The 13,450-nt window shown below is 45.2% G+C and carries 12 protein-coding genes; 1 reads left to right on the forward strand and 11 read right to left on the reverse strand.

What is annotated here, in order from left to right; all coding sequences use genetic code 11:
• Positions 1-39: 39 nt before the first annotated feature.
• On the reverse strand, positions 40-264 hold the full coding sequence (gene hfq / locus LCM20_RS00455; protein WP_225193455.1) for an RNA chaperone Hfq: 225 nt from the start codon (positions 262-264) through the stop codon (positions 40-42).
• 27 nt (positions 265-291) lie between these two features.
• Positions 292-1,239, reverse strand: coding sequence for a tRNA (adenosine(37)-N6)-dimethylallyltransferase MiaA (gene miaA, locus LCM20_RS00460; protein WP_225193456.1), 948 nt, complete (start codon positions 1,237-1,239; stop codon positions 292-294).
• Between the two features lie 244 nt (positions 1,240-1,483).
• Here miaA and LCM20_RS00465 point away from each other — a divergent pair, with 244 nt between their 5' ends.
• Positions 1,484-1,843 carry a helix-turn-helix domain-containing protein gene (locus LCM20_RS00465; protein ID WP_225193457.1) on the forward strand — a complete coding sequence of 120 codons (360 nt, stop codon included), beginning with the start codon at positions 1,484-1,486 and terminating at the stop codon, positions 1,841-1,843.
• 177 nt (positions 1,844-2,020) lie between these two features.
• Here LCM20_RS00465 and mutL read toward each other — a convergent pair whose 3' ends face one another.
• From mutL to LCM20_RS00510, 9 genes are all read right to left on the reverse strand, one after another.
• A complete protein-coding gene (mutL, locus tag LCM20_RS00470; RefSeq protein WP_225193458.1) occupies positions 2,021-3,874 on the reverse strand; it encodes a DNA mismatch repair endonuclease MutL in 1,854 nt (617 codons plus the stop codon).
• A gap of 15 nt (positions 3,875-3,889) precedes the next feature.
• Positions 3,890-6,466 carry a DNA mismatch repair protein MutS gene (gene mutS / locus LCM20_RS00475; RefSeq protein WP_225193459.1) on the reverse strand — a complete coding sequence of 859 codons (2,577 nt, stop codon included), beginning with the start codon at positions 6,464-6,466 and terminating at the stop codon, positions 3,890-3,892.
• A 221-nt stretch (positions 6,467-6,687) separates the two neighbouring features.
• The gene (locus LCM20_RS00480; RefSeq protein ID WP_225193460.1) at positions 6,688-7,263 is read right to left on the reverse strand and encodes an outer spore coat protein CotE; all 576 of its coding nucleotides are present in this window, start codon (positions 7,261-7,263) and stop codon (positions 6,688-6,690) included.
• A gap of 167 nt (positions 7,264-7,430) precedes the next feature.
• Entirely contained in the window at positions 7,431-7,856 is a 426-nt protein-coding gene (locus tag LCM20_RS00485) for a RicAFT regulatory complex protein RicA family protein (protein ID WP_225193461.1), read from the reverse strand.
• Between the two features lie 5 nt (positions 7,857-7,861).
• Positions 7,862-9,415: a tRNA (N6-isopentenyl adenosine(37)-C2)-methylthiotransferase MiaB gene (gene miaB / locus LCM20_RS00490; RefSeq protein WP_225193462.1), complete on the reverse strand. Its 1,554-nt coding sequence runs from the start codon at positions 9,413-9,415 to the stop codon at positions 7,862-7,864.
• A 235-nt stretch (positions 9,416-9,650) separates the two neighbouring features.
• Positions 9,651-10,829 carry a glycine C-acetyltransferase gene (locus LCM20_RS00495; RefSeq protein WP_225193463.1) on the reverse strand — a complete coding sequence of 393 codons (1,179 nt, stop codon included), beginning with the start codon at positions 10,827-10,829 and terminating at the stop codon, positions 9,651-9,653.
• An 18-nt stretch (positions 10,830-10,847) separates the two neighbouring features.
• Positions 10,848-11,888, reverse strand: a complete 1,041-nt coding sequence (gene tdh / locus LCM20_RS00500) for an L-threonine 3-dehydrogenase (protein WP_225193464.1) — start codon at positions 11,886-11,888, stop codon at positions 10,848-10,850.
• 353 nt (positions 11,889-12,241) lie between these two features.
• The gene (locus LCM20_RS00505) at positions 12,242-12,502 is read right to left on the reverse strand and encodes a stage V sporulation protein S (protein WP_008640081.1); all 261 of its coding nucleotides are present in this window, start codon (positions 12,500-12,502) and stop codon (positions 12,242-12,244) included.
• A 116-nt stretch (positions 12,503-12,618) separates the two neighbouring features.
• A complete protein-coding gene (locus tag LCM20_RS00510) occupies positions 12,619-13,416 on the reverse strand; it encodes a TIGR00282 family metallophosphoesterase (RefSeq protein WP_225193465.1) in 798 nt (265 codons plus the stop codon).
• Positions 13,417-13,450 lie beyond the last annotated feature (34 nt).

Below are 13,450 nucleotides of genomic sequence, written 5' to 3' on the forward strand. Positions count from 1 at the left end.
CGCCCGTCTCATTTAAGAAGGCACTCGTTTTCTTTTCGTCTATTCTTTGTCCAACGTCACATTCTTTGAGGGTGCGAACGTTGAAATCGCATGTTTGAAAATCAACTGCTGTTTGCCTTCGGTTTCAAGTAATACGGTAAAGTTATCAAATGCTTTAATGACCCCGCGTAATTGGAAACCATTGAGTAGAAAGACAGTGATTTGGATGCGTTCTTTGCGTAATTGGTTTAAATAATTGTCTTGAATGTTCACGGATTGAGCCATGGATCTTCCTCCTCTATTCTATCTGTATTAGTATCTTTCGATGTTGCGTACCAGCATTCCTGCTAAATCAGACAAAATCATCTCAAATTTCTCTTCGTAATCGTCCAGCGACACGTTATACCACGAAACCTTCATCTTATTTCTGAAATACGTGTACTGACGCTTTGCATATCTTCTCGAATTGCGTTTCAGAAGCTCAACAGCCCGGTCCAGGTCATATTCTCCTTTGAAGTAAGGGATAAACTCTTTGTAGCCGATTGCTTTCATGGACTGAGCCTCTTCAAGACCCTCTTCATACAGGCGCTTCACTTCCTCAAGCAGTCCTTCTTCCATCATTTGATCGACACGATTGTTGATTCGCTCGTATAACGCCTCACGGTCCATCTCAAGACCGATTAATACGGGCTTAAACGGTGATTCTTCCGGTTGTGTTTCCTGGTGCTGACTCATCGCCCTACCCGTCGTTTCATACACTTCCAGCGCCCTTAAAACGCGTCTGTGATTGTTAGGGTGAACTTTTTCCGCTTGAATGGGGTCCACCTGCTTCAACCTTTCATACAACGCTGCAATTCCTAATTCATTTTTTTCTTCTTCTAACCGTTTCATGACCGTCTCGTCTTTTTTCTCATCTGAAAAATGAAAATCATAAAGCGTAGCTTGTATGTAAAGACCTGTTCCTCCAACGAGGATTGGCAGTTTCCCTCGATTATGAACGTCATGAATCAATTCCTGAACGGTCGATTGAAATTCAGCGACAGAAAATGCTTCATCAGGATTTTTGATATCGATCATATGGTGAGGGACACCTTCCATCTCCTCTTCTGTCACCTTCGCTGTTCCAATGTCCATCGTTCGGTAAATCTGCATCGAATCCCCGCTAATGACTTCGCCGTTAAATTTCTTGGCGATCTCAATTCCGAGCTTTGATTTTCCAACAGCCGTCGGTCCTACGACAGAAATGACAATAGGTTTCATTCGATCTTCCCTCCTTATCCTGATTTCTATTATACATGAATCCCGCCACCATCATACTGCAGCGGCGAAACTAACGGAATCCGTTATCTATACTAACGAATCTCGTTAGTTCAATTCAAAGATTCCGTTAGTTATACTATCGTATTTCGTTAGTTTGTGGTATAGTATTAAAAAAGCGCTAATTGTCTGAATGTTTGTTGTGTCGAAGGTAAGTTCGCGGTCATTATAAAGGAGGCACCTTACTGTGATTCATAAACGGATTCGCTCGTTGAGAAAAGAACGAGGTATGACCCAAACGATGTTGGCCGAAAGAGTCGGCGTGTCCGCCCAAGTCGTATCGAACTGGGAACGAAACTACACTTCACCAGACTTGAATGATTTCTCTAAGATTGCGAACGCCCTGCATACAACAGCTGATTATCTACTCGGTCTAAGCGATCAACAGGAAGACGAAATGCGCGAAATTAAACAGCTGCTTGAAACGAAAGGTTATGACAAACCTGTTTTCTTTGATAAAAAAGCTTGGTTCGGTATCCAGTCCGATGAAATTAAACAGATCGACAACTATTTCCGATTTTTACTACAACAAAAACATATATCGTAACTCCCCTACTCCTTCAGAAGGGGAACAAAAAAGTAGTTGTTAACGATAACTTGGTTATGTTAACATCTGCTTTCTTTTTTCATTTTACAATTATTTATTCAGAGCACTCTATTTGCACGAGTATCTTATAAAACGAGAAGAAACCCACAGCTTTGGGAGCTGTGGGTTTCTTCTCGTTTACATCACTCGTTTAAACATCTTTTCCATTTCATATTCCGAAAAGAATACAATAATCGGACGGCCGTGCGGACAAGTAAATGGATCCGTCGATTTCCTCAAATCTTCAAGCAGTCGAAACATGTCAGACTGGTTCAAATAATGATTGGCTTTGATCGACCGTTTACAAGACATCATGATCGCCGCTTCTTCACGGAGTTTCAACACATCAATCCGCTCTTCGTTCATAAGCTGTTCGACCATTTCATGAATGACTTCTTCTTCAAACCCTTTAGGGAACCATTGCGGATGGCTGCGGATAATGAAGCTGTTCGCTCCGAATGGTTCAAAAAATAACCCGACAGCTTCAAGCGTTTCTTTATGCTCTTCGATCTTCAACGCTTCCTGCCTTGAAAAATCAAAAGTTATCGGAACGAGCAGTTCCTGCACTTCGTGATCGACTTCAGCCAATTGATCCCTGAAGAATTCATACTTGATCCGCTCCTGGGCAGCATGCTGATCGACGATGTACATCCCTTCTTCATTTTGAGCTAGAATGTACGTACCGTGAAGTTGACCGATCGGATACATCGTCGGCACCCTATTTTCCTCCGGTTCCGGAGCAGGCGTTTGGACTTGTTTCGGTTCAGGGGCAGCCTCTGGTTCGGATGGTTTTGTTTCTTCTATTTGAAAGTCCGCTTGCATTTCTTGGAGCACTTCATCCTGTTGATGCGGAAAGCCAGGATCTGAATGCCGCAGTAAATGATCGACTGCTTCTTCCCTCTTCTCATGCGCTTCCTCACGATGAACGGAGTCGAACGCAAACGTTTCTTGAGTCGATTTCGGCTTTTCCTGCTTTTTCACAGGCGACTCTACGTTCGGAATAAGCGTTTCTGTGCGGAATACACCCCGAATCGCTCCTTGTACCAGGTCGTAAAGCTCTTTTTCTTTGGAGAACCGGACTTCAAGTTTTGATGGGTGGACGTTGACATCCACTAAAATCGGATCCATCTCCACATTTAAGACGACAATCGGACTTTTCCCGATTGGCAGAAGTGTATGGTATCCTTCCTGGATTGCTTTGTTGAGCGGAATGTTCCGGATATATCGACCGTTTATAATCGTAGCCATATAGTTTCTTGATGCACGATACACTTCAGGTTTTGCGACATACCCTGTCACCTTGAAGTCGCGTGTTTCCGCTTCGATCGGGACGAGCTTTCTGGCGACGTTCATTCCGTAAATCTTCGCCACAACCTGTCTCAAATCTCCTCTGCCGTTCGTTTGAAAAATTTGTTTCTCATTATGGGTTAAGGTGAATTTCACCTCCGGGTGTGCCATGGCCATCCGGTTCATCACATCAGTAATATGACCAAGCTCTGTATGAATGGTTTTCATATATTTGAGACGTGCTGGAGTGTTAAAAAACAACTCGTCCACGATGATGTCGGTTCCTTGGCGGGCATCACTTTTCCCCTTTTCCAAGACCTTGCCGCCTTCAAGTTCGATCTTCGTACCCGCTACTTCTCCTGTTGAAGTCTGCATGCTCAACCGGCTTACGGCAGCGATACTGGCAAGCGCCTCTCCACGGAACCCAAGGGTACGAACATGAAACAGGTCATTCTCATTCTGAATTTTACTCGTAGCATGGCGAAAGAAAGCACGTTCACAGTCTTCTTCTTCCATACCGGATCCGTCATCTGTTATCCGTATTCTTTGAAGACCTGCTTCCATGAGTTCGACAGATACCCAGGAAGCCCCGGCATCGATACTATTTTCGACTAATTCTTTGACGACAGAGGCGGGGCGCTCGACCACTTCTCCGGCAGCGATTTTGTTGGATAGGTGGTCGGGCATTAAATGAATCCGGGCCATCTCTACCGTCCTCCTTTATGATTTAATCCGTTTTTGCAATTGGTAAAGTTCGTTCATTGCATCCATCGGCGTCATTTCCAATAGATTCAAGTTTCCTAGATAACGTTCAACCGAGGATGACGTTTGATCTGATTTCGTTTCCGGCTTCGGCTCTTCAACGAAAAGGCTCAGCTGTTCTTCCGGCTCGTCTCTTTTTGTAACAGCTTGTTCTTTAGCCGAACCCTCCAACTGTTCGAGTAATTGATTTGCACGATCAATCAAAGGTTTTGGTAAGTTGGCGAGCTTTGCGACGTGAATACCGTAGCTTTCATCGGCTGGTCCGTCTTTGATTTGGTGGAGGAAGACGACGTGTCCCTCATATTCCTCAGCACGTACGTGAACATTCTTCAACTTTTCGAGCTGTTCTTCAAGAGCCGTCAGCTCATGATAGTGGGTTGAAAATAACGTTTTGGCCCCGATTTGTTCATGGATATGTTCGACAATAGCTTGTGCAAGCGCCATTCCATCGTACGTACTTGTTCCCCTGCCTATTTCATCAAGTAAAATCATACTGTTTTCGGTTGCATTCGTCAGCGCATGATTGGCTTCGAGCATTTCGACCATAAAGGTACTCTGGCCGGAGACAAGGTCATCCGCGGCCCCGATTCGAGTGAAGATCTGGTCAAAAATCGGCATCGAAGCAGACGCGGCTGGAACGAATGAACCCATTTGACCGAGAATCGCCGTAAGCGCAAGCTGGCGCATGTACGTACTCTTACCTGACATGTTCGGTCCTGTGATGAGGAGGATGTCCGTTTCTTCATCCATATAAATATCGTTCGGTACAAACGTTTCGCCTTTCATCACCTGTTCCACAACAGGGTGGCGGCCTTCTTTAATGTCGACCGTACGGTTGTTCGTGTAAGTCGGACGGGCATAGTTGTTTTTATCTGCGATTTCAGCGAATCCCTGCAGACAGTCAATACGACTGATCTGTTCAGCTAAGTGCTGCAATCTATCAACGTATTCCTTCACTTGTTCACGAACCTTCAGGAACAGTTCATATTCAAGTTCAACGCTTTTCTCCTGCGCTTCAAGAATCATCGTTTCTTTTTCCTTCAGTTCAGGTGTGATAAACCGTTCAGCATTCGTAAGGGTCTGCTTTCTTTCGTACAACCCTTCAGGAAGATGACGGAGATTGGCTTTCGTCACCTCGATATAGTAACCGAACACTCGGTTATAACCAATTTTCAACGACTTAATTCCGGTGGATGCCCGTTCTTTCTGTTCCAATTCTGCAATCCACTGCTTGCCGTTCTTGGACGCGTATCGATAATCGTCAAGCTGCTGGTTAAATCCATCCTGAATTAAGCCACCTTCTTTAATGGTCACGGGGGGATCATCAGCAATACTCTCTTCGAGCAGCACCTTCAACAATTCTAGCGGATCAATGGTACGGTACAATTCTTTGATCGAATCATGATCGAACTGCTTTAACGTATCTAAGATACCCGGTACGTTCTGCAGGGAATTCCGCAGCTGAATGAGGTCGCGGGCATTGACGTTGCCGTAGGCTACACGCCCTGCCAGGCGCTCGAGGTCATATACCGACTGCAGCTGTTCTCTTAACATTTCCCGCTCAAAAAATTGATCAAGGAATCCTTCCACCTGATTGTGGCGCGTTTCAATAGCAGGCGCAGATAATAGCGGACGCTCCATCCACTGCTTGAGAAGTCGTGCTCCCATAGCGGTGATCGTTTCATCGACGTGGGAAAGGAGACTTCCGGCTTTGCCTTTTTTCAGCATCGTCTCGAGAAGTTCTAAATTACGCTTCGAGTACATATCAAGCGTCATGAATTCCTTCAACTCGATGACTTTCACTGGCTGAAGGTGATCAAGGGATCGCTTTTGTGTGTGCTGAATGTATTGAAGCAGGCGGCCGAACCCTTCAATACATTTATCCTGATACACACCTTCAATTAGATGAAGGAATGGTTCTTCAACCGATGTCCGATCTTCAAATGACACCGTGAATCCGAGTTGGTCTCTTAAGACCGACTGGTGATCTTCAGGAAAGTCCTGAGCAACCACAACTTCCCTCACCGGCCGGCTGTACAGTTCACTCATCGCCGCTTCAAACCCTCCGGTTATCAGGGCTACACTCGTTTCCCCGGTTGTGAGGTCGTTGTAGCTTACGGTATAGGTTCCATCTGTGAACTCGCTTAAGGAAGCGATAAAGTTGTTTTCTTTCTCATCAAGCATGCTGCCTTCCATCACCGTACCCGGTGTGATCAGCTGAACGACTTCACGCTTCACGACGCCTTTCGTTGCTTTTGGATCTTCGACTTGTTCACAAATCGCAACTTTGTAGCCTTTTTCAACCAGCTGTTTTATGTAGTTTTCAGCTGAGTGGTAAGGGACGCCGCACATCGGAATCCGTTCTTGTCCGCCACCATCTCTGCTTGTCAGGGTAATCTCAAGTTCTTTAGAGGCGGCCAGGGCATCCTCAAAGAACATTTCATAAAAATCGCCGAGCCTAAAGAAGAGAAACGCATCCTTTTGGTCGGCTTTAATCTTTAAATATTGCTGCATCATGGGTGTATAGTGTGCCATCAAATTTCCTCCAAAACGTACATAATTCGAGTATGTTCTATTATAGCATACACCCCTCCTCCGCTACTAAGGAAAAACTAGTCAAAGACCCTTTTCCGGATGGATAAGGTAACGGTCCACGCCGCCATTTTCTACCGAGCATAAAATAGGAAAACAACGCTTGCGCATCGGACATCTTCTCAATCTTTTCAAAAAAAGAAACCCCGCCCGAGGGAGCGAGGTTAAGATTCGTGACTTTCATGGTCATGACTGGATGATGGCAAAAAGTCCGTTTCGATTGCAGAGAAATCATCAGAAGAAAGGTCGTATTCATAGTCGTGGTCATGGTCGCAGCCATGGGGATCGACTTTCACACAAAGTTTTGTTTCGCCAATCACATCAACAACAAATTCTCTTTCTACTTCGACGACGATTTTTTGGCCGTTTCCTGAGATGTTCGCTTCTAGACAGTTCGGCTGCTGGACGACCTTGGCAATGACTTCCACGTCGTCGTGTACACAGTTTTCATCTTTGACAGCTAACTTCACATGGTCACAGTAATTCACACGCTCGGTGACAACTTCTGTTTTCGTATTGTCATTGTAAGAGTACCATACGTTGACGTCGTAACTGCCCGACACCTCGACATGCTCCCCTTTTTTCTTGGCATTGTAAATGTGGTTGATGACCCAACACCCAAGGATGCTTGTCGGACGGTGCGAAGGGCTGATCGTGTGCGTCGATTCCGTAAACTTTTTACCTTTTCCGATTACAGCTTTTGTAATAATTTCCCTGTAATCACGTTCGAAAAATGACATAGGGTTTCACTCCTCCTTATTCTACCACCCATCCTATGCAGGGGTTGGGCGAAAGGTGACTGATAAACTTGACCTAAGGACGTGTTTAATTCATTCTATGCAGCAGCCTATAAAATTGTACGAAAAAAATCCTCCAAAGGAATAATCCCTTGGAGGATGTTGTCTTTTTAGTGACTGCAGCTATCGGTCTTGCTCTTCGATCCCGTCTCTCCTTGAAGGACGTCGCCGCCTGTTGAGCGGATCACTTCATTCGTCACCTCACGGGAAATCGTGTTGGTGACCATTTGAAGAATGTCATTGATGACCGTTTGTGTTTCTTTGAATTCCGCAACAACTGGGATTTCATCCAACTCTTCCTGAAGTCGATCAATTTCACCTTCGATTTTTTTCAATGCTTCCTGCTTGCCGTAAGCTTGGAAGTTTACGGCTTGTTTCTGCAGCGCTTTGATTTTCTTAATGTGACCTTGAACTTTCATATTATCATTCAGCTTCGCTTCCAGCTGTTTGAAACGATCGATTTCCTCGATGTCTGCAAGCATTTTCCCTAGTTTGTGCGCCTCATCGACGACTTCTTTTCTTGAATATTGTGCCATTGTCATTACACCTCTACTTTTTCTTCTATAAGTTCTCCGTCAAGAGACCATGTTTTAGCTTTCGTAATTCGTACAGGAACGACCTTGCCGATTACCGCATCCGGCGCACGGAAGTTCACGAGCTTATTTCGTTTCGTATAACCCGCCAGAACATCTGGGTTGTTTTTACTTTCCCCGTGGACAAGAACATCGACGATTTCCCCTTCGTATCGACTCATCGCTTCAGCAGACTGCTGATTAACGATTTTGTTTAAACGATGAAGACGATCTTTCTTTTCTTTCTGTGACACGTTGTCTTTCATCTTAGCGGCAGGCGTATTATCTCTTGGTGAATAGATGAACGTATAGGCCGCTTCGAAGCCAACCTCTTCGACAAGGGAGATCGTATCCTTGAACTGTTCTTCTGTCTCGTTCGGAAAGCCGACGATGATATCCGTCGTAAGGGTGGCGTCAGGCATCGCATTGCGAATTTTCCTGACAAGCTCTAAGTATTCCTCACGGGAATATTTACGTCCCATGATTTTCAAGATGTCCGTGTTACCAGACTGAACAGGAAGGTGAATGTGGTCGAGCATATTCCCACCCTTGGCAAGCACTTCGATCAGGCGGTCATCAAAATCACGCGGGTGCGATGTCGTAAAACGCACCCGGGGAATGTCGATACTTCTCAACTCATCCATTAAATCCCCAAGACCATATTCAAGATCCAAGTCTTTGCCATAAGCGTTCACATTCTGCCCGAGCAGCGTGACCTCTTTATATCCTTGCGCAGCAAGCTGACGTACTTCCTGGATAATGTCTTTCGGCATCCGGCTGCGCTCTTTCCCTCTCGTGTAGGGGACGATGCAGTACGTACAGAACTTGTCGCACCCATACATGATGTTTACCCAAGCTTTAATGCTTCCTTTTCGGGACCGTGGAAGGTTCTCTATGATGTCTCCCTCTTTCGACCAGACGTCAACGACCATTTCCTTGCCGAACATCGCTTCCTTCATCAATTGTGGCAGGCGGTGAATGTTATGTGTTCCGAAAATCAAGTCGATAAAAGGGTGTTTCTTAAGTATGCGATTGACGACCGATTCTTCCTGTGACATACAACCACAGATCCCAAGAATAAGGTCAGGATTCTCGACCTTTAATGATTTCAAGTGGCCGATCTCACCGAACACCCTGTTTTCCGCGTTTTCGCGTATAGCGCATGTATTCAATAGGATAACATCCGCTTCTTTTTGATTGGAAGTGGATGCATAGCCCATTTCTTCAAATATACCTGCCATCACTTCTGTATCATGTTCGTTCATTTGACATCCATACGTTCGAATCATGTACTTTTTTCCATGTCCAGCCATATTCATATCGTTTGGAATTGAAAAGTCATAATGGACTTCTGTGTCTTTATTCTTTCTCCGCTGCGCATCACGCATGTTCGGAGGCTGATACGTCGTTTGGAAATACTGCAAGAAATCTTCACTGGTTTTTTGTTTGATCCGGTCCAAGTTTTCTTGATCAGAACGCTTCTCCCGAAACTGCGACATTTCTTTACGCTGCTCTTCGTTCATAGAGATCTCCTTCCTGAGGACGTGCCTTCTAACTGTATAATTATATCAAGTTTTATACTGAATTTTAAGTCATTCCTAACCATTTAACAAAAAAATCAGATGGAACCCCCATCCATGTAAGCGATTCAGCGTTTTATCATGTCTATATGTAAAAACCCGGACGACGCATTGTTTTCACAATGGCGGTCCGGGTTCTCAAAGGAGTAAAACAAAGGACATACGTCCATCCTTACTTTTACTTGATGATTCCTAGTTTTTTACCGGCTCTTCCGAAGGCATCTAACGCTTCCTGAAGCTCTTCCTTCGAATGTTCAGCCGTCACAATCGTACGAACTCGTCCCATTCCTCTTTGAACAGTCGGGAAGACAATCCCTTGAGCAAAAACGCCTTCCTCGAATAACTGATCCGAAAGTTTATGGGTTAGAGCGTCGTCACCTACCATGACAGGAGTGACAGGCGTCTCGCTGATCCCGGTATCAAAACCGAGATCCTCAAGCCCCTTCTTGAAGAATTTCGTGTTGTCCCACAGTTTTTCAATCAGTTCAGGCTCTTCAAGCAGAACGTCGATCGCCGCATCGTTCGCTGCTGTAACCGCAGGTGGGTGAGACGTACTGAACAGGAACGGACGACCCTTGTGGATCAAATAATCTTTCAGTGTCTGGGTACTTGCTACATATCCGCCTAACACACCGATGGCTTTACTCAATGTTCCGACTTGAATGTGGACACGGCCATCCAGGTTAAAGTGGTTGACAGTTCCTCGACCATTATCACCAAGGACGCCACTGGCGTGTGCGTCATCCACCATGACAAGCGCATCATACTTCTCAGCCAGTTCCACGATTTCAGGAAGTGGTGCGATGTTTCCGTCCATCGAGAAGACACCATCGGTTACGATCAAGCGTGTACGGAAGTCTCCACTTTCTTTCAAAGCCTCTTCCAATGACTCCATATCCACGTGCTTGTAAATTTTACGTCCTGCTTTCGTCAGACGGATTCCATCAATAATGGAAGCGTGATTCAATTCGTCCGAGATAACCACATCTTCTTTTCCTAGAATAGAAGAAAGGACACCCTGATTTGTTGTAAACCCTGACTGAAAAACAAGGGCCGCTTCTGTATGCTTGAACTTAGCAAGCTTCTCCTCAAAATCTTCGTGCATCTGCAGAGTTCCGGCAATCGTACGGACTGAACCTGTCCCTACTCCATACTTCTCATTCGCTTCCTCTGCTGCTTTTACCATTCTTGGATGAGACGTAAGACCAAGGTAATTGTTTGAGGAAAGCTGAATAACTTCCTTCCCTTTAATCGTCACTTTAGAGCCTTGTGCGGACTCAAGAGGAATTAATTCTCTAAACGTTCCTTGATCTTTCATTTCGTCAAGCTGCTCTTGTAAGTATTCAAAACCTTTCATCAAAAATCTCCTCCTTAATTATGGATGCAGTACGACTTTACCGCATTTTCCTTCATTCATTAGTTCGAAACCTTTTTCAAACTCTTCCAATTTCAAGTGGTGGGTGATCATCGGCTTCACATCAACCTGTTTCGATTGAAGAAGTCGTGATACCTGCTGCCATGTTTCATACATTTTTCTTCCGGTTATGCCTTGGACTTCTACACCTTTGAAGACGATATCGTTCGTCACATCAAGACTCACACGTTTTGTCGGAAGGCTCAAAATGGAAACGCGCCCTCCGTTTGTAATCATCTTAAACCCTTGGTCCATGGCTACAGGGTGGCCACTCATTTCACACACGACGTCTACTCCGTGACCATCTGTTAAAGATTTCGCTACCTCAACCGGATCTTCCTGCCCGGAGTGGACCGTTGTTGTTGCTCCCATCTGTTCAGCCAGCTTAAGTCTGTAATCATTCAGGTCGAAAGCAAGAACTTGCGAGGCACCAGCAGCCTTGGCCACACCGACCGCCATCAAACCAATCGGACCGCATCCTATGATCGCAACGGACTTACCCGCCACATCCCCGTTCAGGACTGTATGGACGGCATTGCCCATTGGTTCTTGAATCGAGGCAATATCCGTCGGCATGTCGTCTGGATTTCTCCAAAGGTTCGATGCCGGTAGGGCCACATACTCTGCAAAACATCCTTGCGTATCGACACCAATGATTTGGGTGTTTTCACAAATATGGAATTTCCCTGTTAAGCATTGCGGGCAATGTCCGCACACAATATGCGTTTCAGCGCTTACATAATCCCCGACTTCATAAGTATGGACTTTTTCACCGATTTCTACGATTTCACCGGAAAACTCATGCCCGAAAACATACGGCGGTTTCACTCTACTTTCTGACCATTCGTCCCAGTTATAAATATGAACATCCGTACCACAAATGGATGTGGCCTTCACTTTGATTAATACTTCATCCTCACGAATCGTCGGAATTTCAACTTGTTGAAGTTCTGCTCCCTGACCGCGATGATGCTTCACGATAGCTTTCATTGTTCCATTCACAGTGAACACTCCCACTCTGTCATATAGGGTTTTATTCCCTTTCTATCACCATTCTATCATGCTATGGAAAAATATCAACCATGCATGTCCACTGGAAAAACACATCCGACCATTGAAATGCCTAGTCTTCCAAACGTCCATGAACGGAAATGCACCGCGCTCTGAATTTAAGAATTCCATGATGATTATCTATGCATCAAAAAAACCGCACCCTAATGGGTACGGTTTTCAAGGCTGAAATACAACCAGCGGTTCTCATACAGCCTTATCATGCGATTCCACTCCAGCCTGAAAATCAGGCTTTGGAACTTACGGAATTCGCTGGATTGTTCTTGAAGGTAGGTCAGACACGATTAACGAGGTTCGACGATCAGCTTAATGGCTGTCCGTTCTTCCTCATCTATCATAATATCTGTAAAAGCTGGAATACATATTAAATCCATTCCGCTCGGTGCGACAAAGCCTCTAGCAATCGCGACCGCTTTGACGGCCTGGTTGAGTGCACCTGCGCCAATGGCTTGAATTTCAGCGGTTCCCCGTTCTCTCACAACATTTGCCAGAGCGCCTGCTACTGAATTAGGTACGGATTTTGCTGATACTTTTAATACTTCCATTACTAGCTCCTCCTTCAATCACTATAGTTGTTCCATCACTACTATATTCCCTGGAGATGTAGATTATTCCTTACCTAATAACCATTATGAGGCAATTTTTCGAAAAATTCAAATAATCATTCGAAGAACGGATGGTCGTCGTTGATCTGTATCCGCTTCACAGAAGTCGCCTTGCCGGTCCGGTCATCCACATCAACCAGGAAACCGCTTAATTGTGTTCTTCCCTTTTTTGGAACTTCAAAACGTACAGGAAGATTCGTAAGGAAGCGCTTCAAGACGGCTTCCCGGTCCATTCCAAGAATTCCATCATAAGGACCGGTCATCCCTACGTCTGAAATATAAGCCGTTCCGTTCGGCAGAATACGCTCATCGGCTGTTTGGATGTGTGTATGGGTCCCGACGTTCACGCTGACTCTGCCATCCACATACCACCCCATCGCCTGTTTCTCACTCGTTGCTTCCGCATGAAAGTCCAGGAAGATGATCGGTGTACGCTTTTTCGCCTGTTCGATCAGCTCATCAATCTTACGAAATGGATCGTCATTCGGCGCAAGGAACGTTCGTCCCTGCAAGTTGATGACAGCGACTTCCCCTTTTGGTGTCTTCACAAAAGTGATGCCTTTACCGGGTGTTCCCTCAGGGAAGTTGGCCGGTCGGACTAAGTATTCGGCATCATCAATAAAATCGAAGACTTCTTTTTTGTCCCAGGCATGGTTTCCAAGCGTAACGGCTTGAGCCCCTTTCTCTAAGAACCTCCGATAAATTTTCTCATTAATCCCTTTACCAGAAGCCGCATTCTCCCCATTTATGATGGTTACAGCCGGCTGGTATTTCTGCTTTAACTTAGGTACATAATGGTCAACCATCTCACGGCCTGGTGAACCTACAACATCGCCAATAAATAATATTCTCATAAAACCTATCCTTTCTGTCGATCCTTTAAATCCT

The sequence above is a fragment of the Halobacillus litoralis genome, assembly GCF_020171725.1.
GTDB lineage: Bacteria > Bacillota > Bacilli > Bacillales > Halobacillaceae > Halobacillus > Halobacillus litoralis_F.

Coding starts and splice junctions, on each gene's coding strand:
- hfq (WP_225193455.1), bottom strand. CDS start 264: ATGGCTCAATCCGTGAACATTCAAGACAATTATTTAAACCAATTACGC.
- miaA (WP_225193456.1), bottom strand. CDS start 1,239: ATGAAACCTATTGTCATTTCTGTCGTAGGACCGACGGCTGTTGGAAAA.
- mutL (WP_225193458.1), bottom strand. CDS start 3,874: ATGGCCCGGATTCATTTAATGCCCGACCACCTATCCAACAAAATCGCT.
- mutS (WP_225193459.1), bottom strand. CDS start 6,466: ATGGCACACTATACACCCATGATGCAGCAATATTTAAAGATTAAAGCC.
- LCM20_RS00480 (WP_225193460.1), bottom strand. CDS start 7,263: ATGTCATTTTTCGAACGTGATTACAGGGAAATTATTACAAAAGCTGTA.
- LCM20_RS00485 (WP_225193461.1), bottom strand. CDS start 7,856: ATGGCACAATATTCAAGAAAAGAAGTCGTCGATGAGGCGCACAAACTA.
- miaB (WP_225193462.1), bottom strand. CDS start 9,415: ATGAACGAAGAGCAGCGTAAAGAAATGTCGCAGTTTCGGGAGAAGCGT.
- LCM20_RS00495 (WP_225193463.1), bottom strand. CDS start 10,829: ATGAAAGGTTTTGAATACTTACAAGAGCAGCTTGACGAAATGAAAGAT.
- LCM20_RS00505 (WP_008640081.1), bottom strand. CDS start 12,502: ATGGAAGTATTAAAAGTATCAGCAAAATCCGTACCTAATTCAGTAGCA.
- LCM20_RS00510 (WP_225193465.1), bottom strand. CDS start 13,416: ATGAGAATATTATTTATTGGCGATGTTGTAGGTTCACCAGGCCGTGAG.